This is a genomic window from Thermostichus sp. MS-CIW-34 (genome assembly GCF_054060435.1).
On sequence record NZ_JBSSDE010000015.1, the window covers coordinates 39,004 to 56,856 of the forward strand.

General features: G+C 59.8%; 15 protein-coding genes. 8 read left to right on the plus strand and 7 right to left on the minus strand.

Annotation, left to right across the window (positions count from 1 at the left end):
• Positions 1 to 133: 133 nt before the first annotated feature.
• Complete coding sequence (gene tkt, locus ACVWYY_RS07105) at positions 134 to 2,134, plus strand: transketolase (RefSeq protein WP_457440020.1); 2,001 nt, start codon at positions 134 to 136, stop codon at positions 2,132 to 2,134.
• A gap of 407 nt (positions 2,135 to 2,541) precedes the next feature.
• Here tkt and ACVWYY_RS07110 read toward each other — a convergent pair whose 3' ends face one another.
• On the minus strand, positions 2,542 to 2,676 hold the full coding sequence (locus ACVWYY_RS07110) for a hypothetical protein (protein WP_414351941.1): 135 nt from the start codon (positions 2,674 to 2,676) through the stop codon (positions 2,542 to 2,544).
• 178 nt (positions 2,677 to 2,854) lie between these two features.
• Between ACVWYY_RS07110 and ACVWYY_RS07115 the strand changes: the two genes are divergently transcribed.
• Together ACVWYY_RS07115 and ACVWYY_RS07120 are read left to right on the plus strand one after the other, a co-directional pair.
• Positions 2,855 to 3,340, plus strand: coding sequence for a hypothetical protein (locus tag ACVWYY_RS07115; RefSeq protein WP_457440022.1), 486 nt, complete (start codon positions 2,855 to 2,857; stop codon positions 3,338 to 3,340).
• A gap of 270 nt (positions 3,341 to 3,610) precedes the next feature.
• Positions 3,611 to 4,822, plus strand: a complete 1,212-nt coding sequence (locus ACVWYY_RS07120; RefSeq protein ID WP_457440024.1) for an RNA-guided endonuclease InsQ/TnpB family protein — start codon at positions 3,611 to 3,613, stop codon at positions 4,820 to 4,822.
• Here the strand turns inward: ACVWYY_RS07120 and ACVWYY_RS07125 are convergent.
• Entirely contained in the window at positions 4,802 to 5,647 is an 846-nt protein-coding gene (locus ACVWYY_RS07125) for a Rieske 2Fe-2S domain-containing protein (protein ID WP_457440026.1), read from the minus strand. The two genes, ACVWYY_RS07120 and ACVWYY_RS07125, sit on opposite strands and share 21 nt — an antisense overlap.
• Before the next feature lie 264 nt (positions 5,648 to 5,911).
• On the opposite strand from ACVWYY_RS07125, the gene ACVWYY_RS07130 reads away from it, so the two are divergent.
• Positions 5,912 to 7,294, plus strand: coding sequence for a TonB family protein (locus ACVWYY_RS07130; protein ID WP_457440028.1), 1,383 nt, complete (start codon positions 5,912 to 5,914; stop codon positions 7,292 to 7,294).
• 69 nt (positions 7,295 to 7,363) lie between these two features.
• On the opposite strand, the gene rpsU is transcribed toward ACVWYY_RS07130, so the two are convergent.
• Complete coding sequence (gene rpsU, locus ACVWYY_RS07135) at positions 7,364 to 7,549, minus strand: 30S ribosomal protein S21 (protein ID WP_011432857.1); 186 nt, start codon at positions 7,547 to 7,549, stop codon at positions 7,364 to 7,366.
• Between the two features lie 378 nt (positions 7,550 to 7,927).
• Entirely contained in the window at positions 7,928 to 9,214 is a 1,287-nt protein-coding gene (locus tag ACVWYY_RS07140; protein ID WP_457440030.1) for a trypsin-like serine protease, read from the minus strand.
• 194 nt (positions 9,215 to 9,408) lie between these two features.
• Here ACVWYY_RS07140 and ACVWYY_RS07145 point away from each other — a divergent pair, with 194 nt between their 5' ends.
• The 4 genes from ACVWYY_RS07145 (at position 9,409) to ACVWYY_RS07160 (ending at position 14,806) form a co-directional block, all read left to right on the plus strand.
• The gene (locus ACVWYY_RS07145) at positions 9,409 to 9,708 is read left to right on the plus strand and encodes a nucleotide-binding protein (protein WP_414417191.1); all 300 of its coding nucleotides are present in this window, start codon (positions 9,409 to 9,411) and stop codon (positions 9,706 to 9,708) included.
• Between the two features lie 503 nt (positions 9,709 to 10,211).
• Positions 10,212 to 11,390 (plus strand): 1-deoxy-D-xylulose-5-phosphate reductoisomerase, encoded by a 1,179-nt coding sequence (locus tag ACVWYY_RS07150; protein WP_414350389.1) that lies wholly within the window; start codon positions 10,212 to 10,214, stop codon positions 11,388 to 11,390.
• 59 nt (positions 11,391 to 11,449) lie between these two features.
• Complete coding sequence (locus ACVWYY_RS07155) at positions 11,450 to 13,213, plus strand: ABC transporter ATP-binding protein (RefSeq protein WP_457440033.1); 1,764 nt, start codon at positions 11,450 to 11,452, stop codon at positions 13,211 to 13,213.
• Positions 13,214 to 13,273: 60 nt separating this feature from the next.
• A complete protein-coding gene (locus ACVWYY_RS07160) occupies positions 13,274 to 14,806 on the plus strand; it encodes a UDP-N-acetylmuramoyl-L-alanyl-D-glutamate--2,6-diaminopimelate ligase (protein WP_457440035.1) in 1,533 nt (510 codons plus the stop codon).
• 2 nt (positions 14,807 to 14,808) lie between these two features.
• Here the strand turns inward: ACVWYY_RS07160 and carA are convergent, their stop codons facing one another.
• The 3 genes from carA to ACVWYY_RS07175 form a co-directional block, all read right to left on the minus strand.
• Positions 14,809 to 15,987, minus strand: a complete 1,179-nt coding sequence (gene carA, locus ACVWYY_RS07165) for a glutamine-hydrolyzing carbamoyl-phosphate synthase small subunit (RefSeq protein ID WP_457440037.1) — start codon at positions 15,985 to 15,987, stop codon at positions 14,809 to 14,811.
• A gap of 96 nt (positions 15,988 to 16,083) precedes the next feature.
• A complete protein-coding gene (locus ACVWYY_RS07170; protein ID WP_457440039.1) occupies positions 16,084 to 16,698 on the minus strand; it encodes a pilus assembly FimT family protein in 615 nt (204 codons plus the stop codon).
• 40 nt (positions 16,699 to 16,738) lie between these two features.
• Positions 16,739 to 17,851 (minus strand): prepilin-type N-terminal cleavage/methylation domain-containing protein, encoded by a 1,113-nt coding sequence (locus ACVWYY_RS07175; RefSeq protein WP_457440041.1) that lies wholly within the window; start codon positions 17,849 to 17,851, stop codon positions 16,739 to 16,741.
• Between the last annotated feature and the right edge of the window lie 2 nt (positions 17,852 to 17,853).

The following is a 17,853-nucleotide window of genomic DNA, read 5'->3' on the forward strand; positions in this document are numbered from 1 at the left end:
CTTAGCCTGCCATTTGGCCCCGTTGGAATTTGGACAAAGCCAATTTCCCGGCCCAATTGATCCCTGCCGCCTCGGAAGCACGACCCAAAACGCGGCATACTGGAAAGCAAATGTCGAGCGATAGGGATCCCACATGGTTGTTGCTGCTCCTCCCTCTCTGGAACAACTTGCCATCAACACGATTCGCTTTTTGGCGGTGGATGCTGTTCAGAAGGCCAACTCCGGCCACCCTGGCCTGCCGATGGGAGCAGCACCCATGGCCTATGTGTTGTGGCAGCAGTTCATGAAGTTCAACCCCCGCAACCCCAAGTGGGTGGATCGGGATCGCTTTGTGCTCTCGGCGGGGCATGGCTGCATGCTGCAGTACGCGCTGCTGCACCTAACCGGCTTCGATGTAAGCCTGGAGGACATTAAGCAGTTTCGCCAGTGGGGATCCAAAACCCCCGGCCACCCGGAAAACTTTGAAACTCCGGGGGTAGAGGTCACCACCGGCCCGCTGGGGCAAGGGGTGGGTAACGCGGTTGGGCTGGCGATTGCCGAGGCCCATCTGGCCGCCCGCTTCAACAAGCCCGGTTACACCATTGTGGATCACTACACTTACGTGATCTTGGGCGATGGCTGCAACATGGAAGGGGTGGCTTCTGAAGCAGCTTCTCTGGCCGGCCACCTGCAACTGGGCAAGCTGATCATGCTTTACGACAGCAACCACATCTCCATCGACGGCAGAACGGAAATCGCCTTTACGGAAGATGTGGGCAAACGCTATGAAGCCTACGGCTGGCATGTGCAAAAAGTAGAGGATGGCAACCACGACTTGAAAGGGATCGCCGAGGCCATCCAGAGAGCCAAGGAAGTCACCAACAAGCCGTCCTTGATTATTGTCGAGACCACCATCGGCTACGGATCCCCCAACAAGGCCGGCAGCGAGAGCGTCCATGGGGCACCCCTGGGGCCGGAAGAGGTGAAGCTCACCAAACAAAACCTGGGCTGGCCGCTGGAGCCGGAGTTTTACATTCCCGACGAGGTGCTGGCCCACTTCCGCCAGGCCATCGAAAAAGGGGCCAAGGCCGAGGCCGAGTGGAACGAGCGCTTCGCCGCCTACGAGAAGGCTTACCCCGAAGAGGCCGCCGAGTTCAAGCGCATCATGGCCGGGGAGCTGCCGGTGGGCTGGAAAGAAGCGCTGGCCCCCATTGCCGAAACCGGCAGAGAGTCTACCCGTAACCTCTCCAAGTTTTGTCTGAATGCCTTGGCCAAGGCCGTGCCGGAACTGCTGGGGGGATCCGCAGATCTCGCCCACTCCAACATGACCTATTTAAAAGGGATCCCAGAGTTTCAGGCTGGATCTTACGAGGGGCGCAACTTCCGCTTTGGGGTGCGGGAACACGGCATGGGAGCCATCGCCAACGGCATGGCGCTTCATGGAGGCCTCATCCCTTACGACGCCACCTTTTTGATCTTCACAGACTACATGCGGCCTGCCATCCGCCTATCGGCCCTCTCGCAAGTGCGGGTGCTGCACGTCATGACCCACGACTCCGTCGCCTTGGGAGAAGATGGCCCCACCCACCAGCCCATTGAGACACTGGCTTCCCTACGGGCTATCCCCAACCTCTATGTGCTACGCCCAGCGGATGCCCGCGAAACGGTGGGATCTTACCAGGTGGCCCTAGAAGCCAAGACCACCCCTTCTGTGCTGGTGTTCACCCGGCAGGCGGTCAACCCGGTGGAAGGCACCTCCATTGAAGGCGTAGCCAAAGGGGCCTATGTGGTGGTGGATGCCCCCAACCCAGAGCTGATCTTGATCGCCACCGGCTCTGAACTGGAGCTGGCAGTGAAAGCTGCCGCCCAACTGAAGCAGGAAGGCCGGGCGGTGCGGGTGGTCTCTATGCCCTGCATGGAGCTGTTTGAGGCCCAGCCCCAGAGCTACCGAGACTCGGTTCTGCCCCCCAACGTCACCAAGCGCGTCTCCGTCGAGGCAGGTTCCACCTTCGGCTGGCACAAGTACCTGGGGTTTGAGGGGGTGGCCATTGGCATCGACCGCTTTGGCGCCTCTGCCCCCGGCCCGGTGTGCATGGAGAAGTTCGGCTTCACGGTGGAAAACGTGGTCAACACTGCCCGCCGGCTGCTGGGCTGAGGGCACTTTACCCCTTCCTCGGCGCTTTCAAGGGGCTCAGCAGGGATCCCTTCTCTGCTGGGCTTTTTTCCCTGTTGAGCCTGCTGCCCAGCGGCGTGACCCGGACAGGCGTAGCGAACCTCGCATCAACCAATCAGCAGGACTTCCAAAGCATCCGGATCTGCTTCTTTCTGTAGGGCAGCCATGGCGGAGAACGCAGTCGAGGGCGGCTTCCTGCCCCGCAGACAACACCTTTGCCTTGAGGACATCTTCAACCATGGCGGGGATGATCCTTGAAGGCAAGTTGGAAGTCGAGCAGGCTGCCACCATCGCCTTGAAATCGCCTTGAAGAAGAAACTTTGGCTTCCGCCGCCGTGCTGAGGTGCTTGTGCCGGCTGCAGACACAAACAGCTTTGCCTACTGTTTGCCTACTGTAGGAACCCCGCCAGTAAAATCACCGCGGCTCCCACGGCAGCCAAAATCGTCAGCGCCCGGCCCGCGTCGGCACTGCCCTTCCACGAGAAGTTTTTCTCCGACTTTTTCGGTTCTGCTGGCATGGCCATGCCTCCCTTTGCATTGCCAACTCTAACTTAACTTCCCCCCCACGGGATCTTAGCTGGTTGGGGCATACCCTGGAAAAAACAGCAGCCATCTGGCCCGGCCAGCCGTTTTTGGGAACAATACAAGCAGGCAAGGGATCCAACTCCCACCAGTCTGGAAGCACATCCTGAGGCGAAAGCCATGAGCTATGCAGAACGGAGCAAAAGAATGGTTTTGACGTTGGCGACTCTGCTGGGCGGCTGGGTTGGCGGAGGGTTGTTGCAGGGATCCCTCTGGGTTGCCGCTCAGCCTACCTTTCAGACAGTGCCGTTGCCGCGCTTACCGGTGGGTGTCGATCAATTGGTTTTTGATCGCCCAGTGGCCCGCTTTAACCCCAACCTACCTGCCGAGCTGGTGATCCGCAATCGCACAGGTCTGCCTTTGGAATACGGCTTTACCGATCCCCGTCAGAAGGTCTCGGAACTGCCTGCCGGCGAAACGTTGCGCCTGAGCAACCTGCTGATCCCCAATTGCATGGCCATCAACACGCCGATGTTGGCTCCTGTGGGCTACCAGGTGAGCGTGGATTCTTTCAACGTGATCACCGTAGAGGTGCGGCTGGTCAACGATGTCTCCGGCGACCACTGCCTCGATCTGCAAGCGACAGGGGCTATTTTTGTGAATTGAGATGAGCTGATACCCATCGATTACCCATCGAACACAAGTTAAGTCAAATCCTTCAAAGGGATCCCTTACATCCTCACCTACAGTCATCTTCTGGATTTTGCCAGGATGGACATGGGATCCCACACGGTAGATGGCAGTTGACTTTGCCCGGTTTTGACGCTGGGATTGAGTCTATTGGAGAGCCGATCAGCTTACTAGCGCAGGAGCCCCGCACTGTACCCGTAGGGTCAGTGCCGGGAGGAATGCCCTTTGATGAAGTACAATGAACTTATGAGCCAAATCCTGACCATCTCCTGCAAGCTCAAGGTGTCCCAGTCGCAAGCCGCTAAATTGGACGCGACGATGGATGCCTTTGTGCAGGCACTGAACTGGGTCAACCAGAACACGCCGGAGAAGATCGTCAATGCGGTCAAACTGCAATCCTTTTGCTACTACGAGATTCGCGCCCGATTCGGCTTGTCTAGCAACTTGGCCCAGCAGGTCTGCAGGCGGGTGGCAGGCGCCCGCAAAGTGGCGAGACAGCGCAACCGTCCGGTTAAAGAGTTCAAGCGTAGGTTCGTTACCTACGACGCACGCATCTTCTCATTTCGTGAGAGAGACTGGACGGTGTCGCTGACCACGGTGGAAGGGCGAGAGCGCTTTGGACTGGCCATTGGTAACTACCAGAGGGGAATGCTGGCTGGCTCCAACCCAAAAGCCGCCACGCTAGTCGAGCGTAAAGACGGCTCCTACTACATCCAGATTTGCGTAGAGGAAAAAACACCCAAGCAACAAGATACCGACAGGGTGATCGGGGTGGATTTGGGAAGGACGGATATTGCTCATACGTCAGAGGGGGACAACTGGAATGGACAGCAGTTGAACCGAATCCGAGACCACTACTCCAAGCTGAGGGCGGTACTCCAACGCAAAGCCAGTAAGGGCACCCGCAGTTCGCGGCGCAGATGCCGTCAACTGCTGCAACGGCTGTCTGGCAAGGAGAGGCGCTTTCAGGCGTGGGTCAATCATCGCATCTCCAAAGCTATTGTCTCTAGGGCAAAAGCTACCAACAGCGCTCTTGCTCTGGAAGACCTGACAGGGATCCGGGAAAGGGTCAATCAACAGCCACGCGGTAAAACGGAGCGTAGGAGGGCCAACAGTTGGGCGTTCTACCAACTACGTCAATTTCTGGAATACAAGGCGAGAATTGCGGGGGTTCCTCTGGTTCTTGTGCCGCCTGCCTACACGTCGCAGACCTGCCACCGGTGTTTGCACATCCATCCCGACCCTGCGCAGTCCTACCGCAGTGGCAAGTCGTTCAAATGTGAGCACTGTGGATGGGAAGGGGATGCGGATTTGAATGGTGCGAATGTGATTGCGCTTTTGGGGGCTGTCGTAAACCAGCCTAGAGGTTCGGGCCTGTTTTGTTCTCTGGTAGAGCAGAGCAGGCTCAGGGCTACTGAAAGCCCGCTCCGTACCGCTTTAGCGGTCGGAGTCGGGTAGTTTACCACTCACCTCTGCTTCTGAATCGTTGCGCAAACAGAATTGCACCACCTGCGAGGTTTGGTCGTCGATGGGGGTAGCCGCTGTGAAAATGATGTGGATGAGGCCGTTGGGGTAGGTGATTTTGAGCTTGCGACCAAAAGGCATAAACCAGGTGCCCTCCAGGATACGCACTGTGCGATCCTCTGACATCCGCAAGTTTTGCTTCTGCAGGTCGCTGTTGAACACCGGCAAAACAGAGGTGGCCCGAAGGCCGTACTCCAGCTCTTCAAGGCTGTCCAGATCGGGGGGTACAGGCTCGGAGATCACCCCAAAGCTCTGCTGATGGACGAAGTGGGGATGGGCATTGTCAAAGGAGTTTTCCATCAGGCGCAGGCCGGCGCATTTCCAGACCTCATAGAACTGATGAATTTGGCGAAACCGGGGATCCGCCACCTCTGAGATCTCGGGAATATCGGTCAAGGGATCCGCCAATGCCACCCAAACATAGCCGTAGCGCTCTTGGCAGCGAAACCCCTCCACCTTGTAGGTAGGGGGGATGAAGTTGTCTGTAAGTTGGGGCACCTTCACACAGGTGCCGGAGCCGTCAAACTCCCAGCCGTGATAGGGACAGCGGATGTGGCCATTGCAAACAACCCCCTTGGAGAGTTGAGCGGAGCGATGGCAACAGCGATCCAAAACGGCGCAGGGCTGCCCCAACTCATTGAGCCAAAGCACCAAAGGGGTCTTCAGCAGCATGAAAGCTTGTGGGCCGGCTTCCAGAGCTGATACTGGGATCACAGGGTACCAAAACCGCCTCAGGACAGGTTGCTGAGTAACAAGCATAAACCCGCTCCACAAGTCTTGTTCGAAGGATCATGAGCCAGCTTTTCGTGAGCCTAGGTGGCTCAAAGCACCGCCCCCCGTGAAAAAGATAGGCGTTGAAATGGCAGAAGTCCGTATAAGCCAACACAGCTTTGCCCTGGCCACAGCGGTCGCGTTTGGACATCGACAACTCCCCCTCTGTCCAGAGATGGGCTATTGATTGAGGGAAGTAGAGAAGTGTCAGTGGGCTTCTGTTGGCATGTGGCTGTGGGGAGAGGTGGAAAGGTGCAAAACGAATTGAACCCCAACCGAGATCTCCGTAACACAGGGATCCCGGCCCAACCTACTGCAGAGTCCACCTCCCCCAAACCAGAACCGGCTGCTGAGAGCCAGGCAAATTGCTTGACAGACGGAGAGGTGGATCCAGAGCCCCGCCTCAGCCGTTCTCAACAAGAACGACAGCAGGAACGCCGCTCCTTACCTTGGCGCCTGGGGCTGGCCAACGTGCTCTCGGCAGGGTTGCATTTCATCGCGTTGCATTTCATGGCGATGAGCTGGGTGGGTTGGCGGCCTGGGATCCCGGAGGAGGAGATAATCTCCTTTCAGTGGGTGGAGATGGCGGATGAGCCGCCCCTGGAGCCGCAGTGGATTGCGCCCGTCTCCGCCCGTGAGTCCGGTGTCTCTGAACCTCGGGATCACGTATCGGTGCGGCAGTCGCAAGTGGCCAATCCAGGTGAATGGGTAGAGGTCACTTCTGCAACGGCACAGCCTCTGCTCGCCTCAGCCGCAGGGAGTCCTGTCCCTGAGATCCTTTCTCCGCCGACAAGGGAGCTTGAGGTGCCCCAGCCCGCTCGGAACTCTGCCCCTCCTCAGCAGCAGCCAGAGGCCAGGTTAGAAAATCTGTCAGCGGGTTTAGCAGCTCTGGAGCAGGCAGTTGCCGATCACAATTGGGCGGAGGCACTACATCTGACGGAAGAATGGCTGGATCAGTGGCCTCTGTCCTCTCCACAGCGCCAGCAACTGCAGGACTATCGTCAGCATCTGCAAAGCCTACTGGCTACCTCCTCGGCAGCAGCAGTGGAGACCAAATCGGCTCAGATCTCTCCTGCTCAATCCCTCAAGCCTCAACCCGAAAGAGCAGCAAGTTCTCCTGAGGTTTTGCCACAACCCTACCTGTCGGCTCCAGCGGATCCGCATCCAACTTTGCCCTCTCCAGAGCCGATCGCAGCCCCGTTGGAAGAGCCTTCTCCCACCTTGCCCCCGACTTTTCCGACCGGATCCCACAGCTCCAGCCTTGGTCGCACCAGTGGGATCGAGTCCTCTCAGGCAGGCCCACCCAGCCTAAATGCCACCGCCGATCCGGATTGGGGAGACTACTTGGCTCAATTTCAAGAAAGGGTTCGCCAACACTGGATGGTACGGCGGGCATCCGGATCCTACGTAACGGTGGTGCAGGTGCGTCTGGATCGACAGGGATCCCTGCGGGAACTGCGCCTGCAAACCCCCTCAGAAGATCCCCTGTTGGATGCAGCCGTGCTCAGTGCCATCCAGCGCTCAGCCCCCTTTGCTCCTTTGCCCGAGAGCTATGTTGGCGAAGAACTGATGCTGGAAATTAACGTGTTGAGCGGATCCCTGCAGGCTGGCCCAACCCAGATTCCGAGAAACTAACGTCAGAACCTCAGGCAAGGCCACAAGCCCTGTTCAGAGGGGTTCAGATTTCCGAGTGTCGGCAGTAGCCTAGGCCATGGACTTGCGGCGGTTGCGCCGGACGGCCACCGCTTTGCGCTTGCGCTTTTCTAGGTTGGTTTCAAAGTGCCGATGGTTGCGCAAATCCCGCAAAATGCCCGCCTTAGAAACCTGGCGCTTGAAGCGGCGCAGCGCCGATTCGATCCCTTCGTTTTCGCCAATCGTCACTTGGGTCATAGGAAAGACATCTCCTCCGTCAATCAAATGGGTTTGGTTACAACAGGGATCCCTATCGTGACATACTCCCGACTCCGACTGCTGGCGGTACGGAGCGGGCTTCTCGCTTCAAAGTGCTACGCACCGCTGACGCGAATGGGGAGCTAGTGCAAGAACCCTCCACGAGCAGACACGGGATGCCCCACCGCGTAGCTGTACCAGATTCCGGCAATGCCGTTTTGCACAGCCAGGTTGATTATAGAACAGGGGATGTCCGCCTTTCATTCCGACCCTCGTCCTACGGACAGAGGGCGGGGCTTCAAGGACTCCGTCCCGCTAGCGCGAACGGCGGCCTAGCTAAACGATCGCCACACCACTGCTTGCTGCCACAGTTCGTGTTCACTGCGCCCGGCTGCCAAAGTTGAGCCCCGCAACCACCTCACCTTCCCTCAAATCGACAACGAATGAAGCAGTTGTCCCGGTGGGGGGTGGAGGGGAGGGTGGTGCTGGAGTTGGGCTGGGGGCACTGCCGATTACCGATTGCACAAAACCGGCGAAGCTAGACACCCGCGTATACACCCCATAGAAATTGGGCTGGGCGCAGCCTCTGCCAAAACTGGTGATCCCGGCCAGGGCAAAACCCCTGCCGCTGGGCACCAGCAAAGGGCCGCCGCTATCGGCCTGACACGCATCGACTCCCCCCTGAGGAAAGCCGGCGCAGAGCATGGTATCTAAAATGGTGCCATCGTAGGATTGGGGCGCGTTGCACACCTCGTTGCTGACGAGGGGAACTTCGGCCTGCTGTAGAGCCCTGGGAAAGCCGCTGGGTTCTTGATCCAGGGCGCTGGGGAAGGTGGCTCCCCAGCCGAGGATGGTGGCGAGAGTACCAGGGGCTGTCAGGTTGGTTTGGTTGGGCTGCACCAGCGGCAGGGTAGGCAGGGCCACTGGCCGAGAGAGGCGCACCAGGGCAATGTCATTCCCCCCCTCTGTCCCTCGTCGGGGGTCGTAGTTGGGGTGGATAACAATTTGCGCAGCCTGAATTCGCTGGCCGGCACCGATTTGCAAGACGGTGGTACCCAACAGCAGATCCAGATTTTGGGCACTCACTACCTGGTTGCCTTGTTCGTCGAAAAAACAATGGGCAGCGGTAACTACCCACTCCGGCGCGATCAGGGATCCGCCGCAAAACTGCGCTTGAAAAGGATCCGGCTCAGCCGCCCTCAGCAAAGCCACCATCCAGGGAAAGGCCCCTTCGGGAGCAGGACTGCCGCCCACAATCCGCTCCAGCCCCAAGCCTGAGCGCGGCGTGGTGAACACTCGCCCCGGGGGCAAAAGGGCAGTGACGCGGTAGGTGCCAGGGGGCAAGTTGGAGAAGCGAAAGTTACCGCTGGCATCGCTGACGGTGCTGGGCTCCCCCGGGTCGAGGCGGCCATTGCCGTTTAAGTCCAAAAACGTGGCGATGCCCGGCAGCCCCGGCTCCCCCGGATCCCGCAGCCCATCGCCGTTGAGATCGTCGAAATGGGATCCCTCAATTCGTCCTGTGGGAGGGGCCGAGACTGGGGGAAGCAGGCGACTGGAACCGCCACCGCCACAGGCGCTCACACTCAAGGCCAGACTCAACCCCAGCGGAATAGACCAAGAGCGAGCCAAGCCAAGGGGGGAATGGGATCGCGAGAGATGAGGCATGGTCAGATTCTCCAAAGCCAGCCGGTTGTGCTAGCCAAGGATATCCTACCGGCGAAGCCTAAGGATTGCGCAACCGGGAACGCTTCCCCCCGCGGCCGGCTCTCCCGAGTTGCCCCAAGACCCCAATGCCCACTTTTGCCTCTTGCCGCCCGTGCACCTGGGCAGTAAAACCAGGGTGGGAGGGTGTGTGGCAGATGAATATCGCGGTCTTGGGGTTCAAAGGGGGCGTGGGCAAAACCACTACAGCGGTGCATTTGGCCCTCTACCTTCAGCAAAAACAAGGGGCAGCCCCTTTGGGTGGGTCGGGGATGGCCCTGTTGATCGACGCCGATCCCAATCGCTCGGCCTCTCGCTGGGCAGAACGGGGATCATCCTTTCCTATCAAGGTATTGGCCGGGGATCCCACCACTCCCACGCCCACAGGCTTTCAGCACACGGTGATCGACACCCCTGCCCGTCCCACCCCGGAACAGTTACCAAAAAACTGGGTCTAAAGCCCCGCCCTAAGGCCTACGGCCCGCTGCCGCGATGAGCACCGCTGTCGTGGAGGGGCAACCCAATACGGTAAGTGCTGTCGCAGAACCAGGAACCAGAATCCCCTGTCTTTAGGCAGGGGAGTATGTCAAATCCCCAAAGAGACTCACCGAGCCGTGAAGCGCATCCTGTTGGAATCGGATCAAGATCTTTCGGAGCTGATCGAGGCGCTGCTCAGCCAGTGGCTGCGTTCTCAGTCGGGAAAGGTTTGAAACCAAAATCTGGGGAAGGGGGGCATCGCGGACCCCACAGCCGCATAGGATCCCGCTGTCGGGGATCGGAGGGAGCCCACAGATTCCAGTTGAGAGCCAGATAGGAATAAGATGAAGGGGCGTGAGGCAGGGATCCCCGAACGCGAGGTGGGGCCGTTCGCAATAGCGGGACGGAGCCTTTGGGCACGCTGCGCGAGGGGAAGTCTGCGTTGGGAGGATGTCACGCTCTTTCAGGGGTAAAGGGATCCTTTATGCAAGCCATCACCTTGCTCGGCTCCACCGGCTCGATTGGCACCCAAACTCTGGACTTGGTGGCCCAGTATCCAGAGCGTTTTCAGGTTGTTGGCCTGACCAGCTACAGCAACGTCGCCCTCTTGGCCGAGCAGGTGCGGCGGTTTCGGCCCCAGATGGTTGCCATTGGCCGGGAAGAACTGCTGCCGGAGCTGCGGTCGCTGCTGACCGGGATCCGACCGCTGCCGGAGTTGGTGGCCGGAACGGAGGGGCTGTGTCAGGTGGCGGCTCACCCGGCGGCCCAGCGGGTGGTGACGGGGATCGTCGGCTGCGCCGGTTTATTGCCAACCCTGGCGGCCATCCGTGCCGGCAAAGACATTGCCCTGGCCAACAAAGAAACCCTGGTGGCAGGGGGGCCGGTGGTGCTGCCCTTGGTGCGGCAGTACGGGGTGAACCTGATCCCCGTCGACTCTGAGCATTCGGCCATTTTCCAATGTTTACAGGGGGTGCCGGCGGGATCCCTGCGAAGAATCCTGTTGACTGCCTCGGGTGGCGCCTTTCGGGATTGGCCTGCCGAAAAATTGGATCAGGTCACCCTGGCCGATGCCCTCAAGCATCCCAATTGGGTGATGGGGCGCAAAATCACCATCGACTCGGCCACCCTGATGAACAAGGGCCTGGAGGTGATCGAGGCCCACTGGCTCTTCGGCCTGGACTACGACCACATCGACATCCTCATCCACCCGCAGAGCATTGTCCACTCCCTGATCGAGCTGGCCGATACCTCGGTTCTGGCCCAGTTGGGCTGGCCGGACATGCACCTGCCCATCCTCTACGGCCTCAGTTGGCCGGAACGCCTGGCCACCCCCTGGGATCCCCTCGATTTGGTCAAGCTGGGATCCCTCACCTTTAAGGCTCCGGATCACCGCAAGTACCCCTGCATGGAGTTGGCCTATGCCGCCGGGCGGAGGGGGGGAACGCTGCCGGCAGTGTTGAATGCGGCCAACGAAGCGGCGGTGGCCCTGTTCTTGCAGGAGCGCATCCGTTTTTTGGATATTCCCCGTCTCTTGGAGCGGGTTTGTGAGCGGCATCAAGTCATTGCCGATCCCAGCCTGGAGGACATTTTGCAGGCAGATGCCTGGGCACGGCGGGAAACGGCGCAACTGGCCCAGCAAGCCCCGGCTCAGGTTCTGGCCTGATCCCTACCGGGGGGATCCGGCTGAACGCTAGAGTGGAAGAGGATGCAGGGAGCAAGTGAGTGACCGGATCCCATCTCCGACAATTGGCCCATTATCTGCGCCCCTATCGACGACAGGTGGGGTTGGGCATTGGATCCCTGCTCCTGGTCAATGGCCTGGGGGTGTTCCTGCCCTGGTACGTCAAGCTGGTCATCGATGACCTCAGCCAGAACCTGGCCACTTTGTCGGCCCGGCGCATTGCCCTTTACGCCTTGACGGTGCTGGTCGTCTCCAGCCTGATGATGGGCATTCGCATTGCCTCGCGGGTGTGGATGTTTGGGGTGGGACGGCAGGTGGAGTTTCACCTCAAGCAAGCCATCTTCGAGCATTTGCTCACCCTGCAGCCTTCCTACTTTGCCCAGCAGACCATTGGGGACATTCTCACCCGCATCACCAGCGATGTGGAAAACATCCGCCGCCTGTTGGGCTTTGCCCTACTCAATTTGGCCAACACGATCTTTGCCTATGCCACCACCTTGCCCGCCATGTTTGGCATCGAGCCCCGTCTGAGCACCTTGGCGCTGTCGGTGTTTCCGGTGATGTTGGTGCTGGTGAAGTTGAGCAGCAACCGCCTGCAGCAGGAGCAGCTCCAGGTGCAGCAGGAGTTGGCGGATCTGAGCGATCTCATTCAAGAGGACCTGAACGGCATTGCCCTGATCAAGGTGTACAGACAGGAACAGCACGAGCAGCGGGAGTTTCGCCGCCAGAACCAGCGGCTGCTGCAGGCCAATTTGCGCTTGGCCCTCACCCGCAACTTGCTTTTCCCTTCTTTGGTGGCGCTGGTCAGCCTAAGCTTGTTGCTGCTGCTGGCGGTGGGGGGGCCGCAAATTGCAGCCGGGACGCTGACCATCGGGGATTTTTCGGCCCTCACCCTCTATGTGGAACGGTTGGTATTTCCCACCGCCCTGCTGGGCTTCACCATCACGGCCTACCAGCGGGGGCAGGTCAGCTTGGAGCGGATCGATGCTCTGTTGGGGGTAGAACCCACCATCCGAGACGCCCCAGGCGCTTTGCCGTTGCCTCTGGAGAGGGTGCAGGGTCGCCTCGAGGCCAGAGGTCTCGCGTTTGCCTTCGCCGGCCCTGCGGCAGCTCCGGCTCTAGAGGATTTGCACTTTTGCATAGAACCGGGCCAGATGGTGGCGGTGGTGGGGCCGATTGGGGCGGGCAAGTCCACCCTGGCCAATGCCTTGCCTCGGCTGCTGGAGATCCAGCCGGGGCAACTGTTTTTGGATGGGCAGGATATCACCCAGATTCAACTGGGATCCCTGCGGCGGGCCATTGCCTATGTGCCCCAGGAGAGCTTCCTGTTCAGCGCCACGGTTCGGGATAACATTCGCTACGGCAAGCCAGATGCCGAAGATTGGGAGGTGGAATGGGCTGCCAAAGCCGCCCACATCCACGCCGAGATCCTCAACTTCCCCAACGGCTACGACACTCTGGTGGGAGAGCGGGGCATCACCCTCTCCGGTGGCCAGCGACAGCGGGTGGCCTTGGCTCGGGCTTTACTGGTGGATGCTCCCATCTTGATCCTGGATGACTCTCTCTCCAGCGTGGACAATCAGACGGCTCAGGCCATTCTTCGCCATCTGCGTCGGGTCACGGCCCAGAAAACGGTGATTCTCATCACCCATCGCCTTACGGCTGCGGTGGAAGCCGATCAGATTTGGGTGATGGACCAGGGCCGCCTTGTGCAGAAGGGATCCCATGCCGAATTGCTGGCGGACGAGAAGGGCCTCTACGCTTCTCTGTGGGCCAAGCAAAAGCTGGAGGAAGCCCTGGCCTAATTTGACGGCGGCAATCCCTGGCCGCTACCCTAACCGGCAAAGCTGTGGGGAGTGGCAACGATGGAAACTGCTGGGATCACTTTGTCCAAATTGCTCAGCCAAGCCGGGATCCAGCCTCAATTGGCCCAGGGATCCCTGGAGGGGGTGCAGGTCTGGGGCCTCTGTGCCGACTCTCGCCAGGTACAGCCGGGGGATCTCTTCTTGGGGATGCCGGGATCCCGCGTGGATGGAGGTAGCTTCGTGGCCCAAGCCCTGGCGGCAGGGGCAGTGGCGGCCCTCATTTCCCAAGAGGCGTGGGAGAGCGTCAGCGGAGAGGCTGGATGGGGAAGTCAGCCCGTCCTGGTTTTGCCTCGCGCCAGCCTGAACAGGGCCGTGGCCCAGGTGGCGGCAGCTTTCTATGGGTTTCCCGCCCGCCAACTGACCTTGGTGGGGGTGACGGGCACCAATGGCAAAACCACCACCACCCATCTCATTGAACATTTGGTGCAGGCTGCCGGTCGCTCCACCGCTTTGCTGGGCACTCTGTACAACCGCTGGCCGGGCCACAGCGAAGTTGCTCCCCACACCACCCTTTTTCCGCCTGAACTGCAGCGCAGCCTGCGGCAGGCCCACCAAGTCGGGGCAGAGGTGGCCGTGATGGAAGTGAGCTCTCACGCATTGGCTCAAGATCGGGTGTGGGGATGTTCCTTTGCCGCTGCCGTCTGGACCAACCTTACCCAGGATCACCTGGATTTCCACGGCAGCATGGAGAACTACTGGCAGGCCAAAGCCACCCTCTTCCGACAGGAATATCTCCAAGGGCGGGCGGTGATCAACGCCGACGATGCCGGGGGACGGCGGCTTTTGCAGGCCATCCAACCCTCTTTGGATCCCTGGGCCTATTCTCTGCAGCCCCTGCAGGGGATCCCCGGCCTCTGGCCCGGCCAAGTTCAACTGCGCCCCACCGGCCTGAGCGCGACCCTGCACACCCCTGCGGGCACGTTTGCCGTGGAGGCCCCCCTGGTGGGATCCTTCAACCTGGCCAACCTGCTGGCGGCGGTGGGGGTAGCCCTGCACTTGGGGATCCCTGTCGAGATCATCCAGTCGGCCCTGCCCCACTTTCCGGGCGTACCGGGGCGGATGGAGCGGGTGACCCTGCCGGGGCAGGATATCGCGGTAGTTGTGGACTACGCCCACACCCCCGACGGCCTGGAAAACCTGCTCAAGGCCCTGCGATCCCAGGTGCAAGGGCAACTTATCTGCGTCTTTGGCTGTGGCGGGGATCGGGATCGGGGCAAACGACCGCAGATGGGCCGCATTGCCGCCACCTGGGCCGATCAGGTGATCGTTACCTCCGACAACCCCCGCACCGAAGATCCCCAGCAGATCCTACGGGATATTTTGGCCGGGATCCCTGGATCCCCCAGGGCGGTGGAGGTGGATCGGCGGCAGGCCATTCGCCTGGCCATCCTCGCAGCCCAGCCAGGGGATACGGTGGTCATTGCCGGCAAAGGCCATGAGGACTACCAGATCCTGGGCACCGAGAAGATTCACTTCGACGACCGAGAAGAAGCCCGCGCCGCCCTGGCCCTGAGGGAAAAAAGCCGGGGGTGAGGCTAACGGGAGCGGTGCTGCAGCATCAGCTCCACGAACTCGCGGAAGAGGTGATCGGCGTCGTGGGGGCCGGGGCTGGCCTCCGGGTGATACTGCACAGAAAACAGGGGCAGGTGACGGTGGCGGATCCCGGCTACGGTGTGGTCATTCAAGTTGAGGTAGCTGATCGTGACCTCATCGGCAGGGATCGAAGCGGCATCCACCGCAAATCCGTGGTTCTGGCTGGTGATCTCCACTTGCTTCTCCAACCCGCAAGGGTGGTTGAGGCCGCGGTGGCCAAACTTGAGCTTGTAGGTGGATCCCCCTAGGGCCAAACTGAGAATCTGATGGCCCAGGCAGATCCCAAATAGGGGCTTCCCAGTTTGCAGCAGCGCTTGCGTGGTGCGGATGGCAGTCGTCTCAGCGGCGGGATCCCCTGGCCCATTGGAGAGGAAGATCCCATCGGGGTTGTAACTCAAAATCTGCTCCGGGCTGGCATTGGCCGGCAACACCATGACGCGACAGCCGTAGCGGGTAAGGCGGCGCAAGATGTTGCGTTTGATGCCAAAATCCAGGGCCACCACCCGCAGGGGCGGCTCCGGGATCGGGATCCCTTGGCTGCGGCCATAGTCCCAATCGGCAGGCGTAGGCTCCAGCCACTCGTAGGGTTGGGGAGTAGTAACTTCCGCCACCAAGCTCAACCCCTGCATGGAAGGAGCCTGGCGCACCCGCTCCAACAAAACCTGGGGATCCAAAGTCTCCGTGGAAAGGGCCCCGTTCATCACCCCCTGAGAGCGCAGCCGCCGTGCCAAAGCCCGCGTATCTACCCCAGCAATGGCCGGGATCCCATATCGTTGCAGGTATTCGGGGAGGGTGGATGTAGCCCGCCAGGAGCTGGCCAGGCGAGATACATTGCGGGCAATCACCCCCGCGACTTGGGGCCGAGCCGATTCTTCGTCCAGCTCATTCACTCCGGTATTTCCCAGCTCAGGGCAGGTGAAAGTAATGATCTGCCCCCGGTAGCTAGGGTCGGTGATCACCTCCTGGTAGCCGGTCATGCCTGTGTTGAACACCACCTCGCCCACCGCCGTGCCCGGCGCCCCAAAAGACCAGCCGGAGAAAGCAGTGCCATCCGCCAGCACCAAGAGAGCCGGCTGACGAGTTTGCCAGGGAAAAACAAGCGGTGGGGAAGCCGTGAGCATAGAAGGAACCTACAGCATTACCAGCCCCCCAAACCCTCCTCTCCCTTTGGGAGAGGGGCCGGGGGTGAGGGCGGCAGTCCGACCATCCTACCCCAACTATTCTCCCTCTACCACGCTGCCACACTCAGGGTTGTTGTCCTTGCGAATGGTACCGATTAAGGTGCTTACCACCACGCAGCGGTTTTCTCCCTGAGAGTAGGTGCTGCTGACTACAAAGCGACCCAGTTGACGGGCTCGGCCATCGGATTCAAAAACCGCCCTTCCGTTGGCGAAGGTGGGGGCGTTCTCTATAACCTCCACTGACCGCTCTGGTATGGCAATTAAAGTGGATGTCACTTCATCAGGGAAGATACTGTTGACGGTTACAAAATTATTCAGGCGCACCCGCTGACAGGGGGTGGGTTCATCGCAAAGGCCCTGCTCATCTTGAATAACCAGAGTCGGTACATTCGGCTCCGAATTGTCCACCCCAACCACCCAAGCTCGGCCCAAGAGAGAAGCCCTGGCATTGGTGCGAGCAGTGCGTAAGGCCCGCTCCACCTTGTTTTGCGCATCGTCTAGCTGGATCCGCGCCCAGATGTTGATCCCAGAAGGAACCGCCAGCACAGCCATGATGCCGATGATGACGATGACTGCCAAGACTTCTACTAGGGTAAAGCCCTTCGTCTGGGCAGGTGCAGTCCGTCTGAATCTGCTCATCGAGGCCAACATAGGTAGGAATCCTCCCTCGGGGCAAGTCACATAGGCTTGACTAGGCTTGACGATTAAACACACCACGGGCCAACACCTGAGTTTGCATTGTCGTCAGATACCGCGACACCTGCTCCGCATCAACGCTGGTGGCATCTTGGATGTAGCGCCGGAACAGGCCGGGATTGGATCGCTCCATGGCAGTTGCCGTGATGGTAACAATCACATCTTGGGGAAGGCTGGCGGCGGCGCTGCGCCGGACGCAAACATGGAAGCCCACGTCGTTTTGATTGACCTCTAGGCCTGAGAAAGTGACTCCATTGGGCCTACCCCCTCCAAAGGCATAGCCCTGTGGGCAATTCGGCGCAACCTGCGGACTTCCCTGTCGGCTGCTGAAGATGTTGGAGACCAGAGTTACAAGACGAGGGCCTCGATTGCCTGCCGCGGCAATGGGTTCCTGGGGTGTCCCCCTCCGCTCGAGATCTTGAAGATCCTTCTCAGCGGGCCAGTCAAGGAAGCCTTGCCGATATGGATCGGGATCAACCCTGAAGAATGGGCTGCGCTCAATGCATGTATCATTAAAAGGTTGCAACTCAAACCTAGCAATGCGCGCGTTGCCCTCCCAAGGGGTGTTGCCGTCTGGGTTACCGGCGTTGTTGTAGTTACGTTGCAAGTAGTACACAACCAAGCTATAGATGTTGCGGCGGTTGCGGATGTTGTCCCAGTCAGCTTCGGAAATACCCGTAGGTCTCTCCTTCAAAGTTACTCGGCCTTCTCGAATTTGTTGCAAGGTCGGAGGGCCTTGATAGCAATCGCGTGGGATCGGATTCAGCTTCCAAAAGGCGACCACTGGAATGGCTCCATCGGGGCGGCGAATCCAGCCGGGGGTGTAAAGCCTTTGGATGAGATCTGGCGTTCCGTCTCCGTTGGGCTGTTCCGCATCGTTGTAGATGTAAAGCGCCTCCGCCAGATCCTGCTGGATATACTGCATGGCCTGGGTCAGCTCTGCCTGCACCTGAGTGCGCCCTGTCTCTTCCCGATCCACCCGCATGGTTTCAATGACGATCATGCCGGTGGCCAGCAGAAAGATCGAGGCTACCACCAGCGACACCAAAAGCTCGGTGAGGGTAAACCCCGCACTCTGGTAAACCCTGTGGCGAAAAACCTTGAACATAG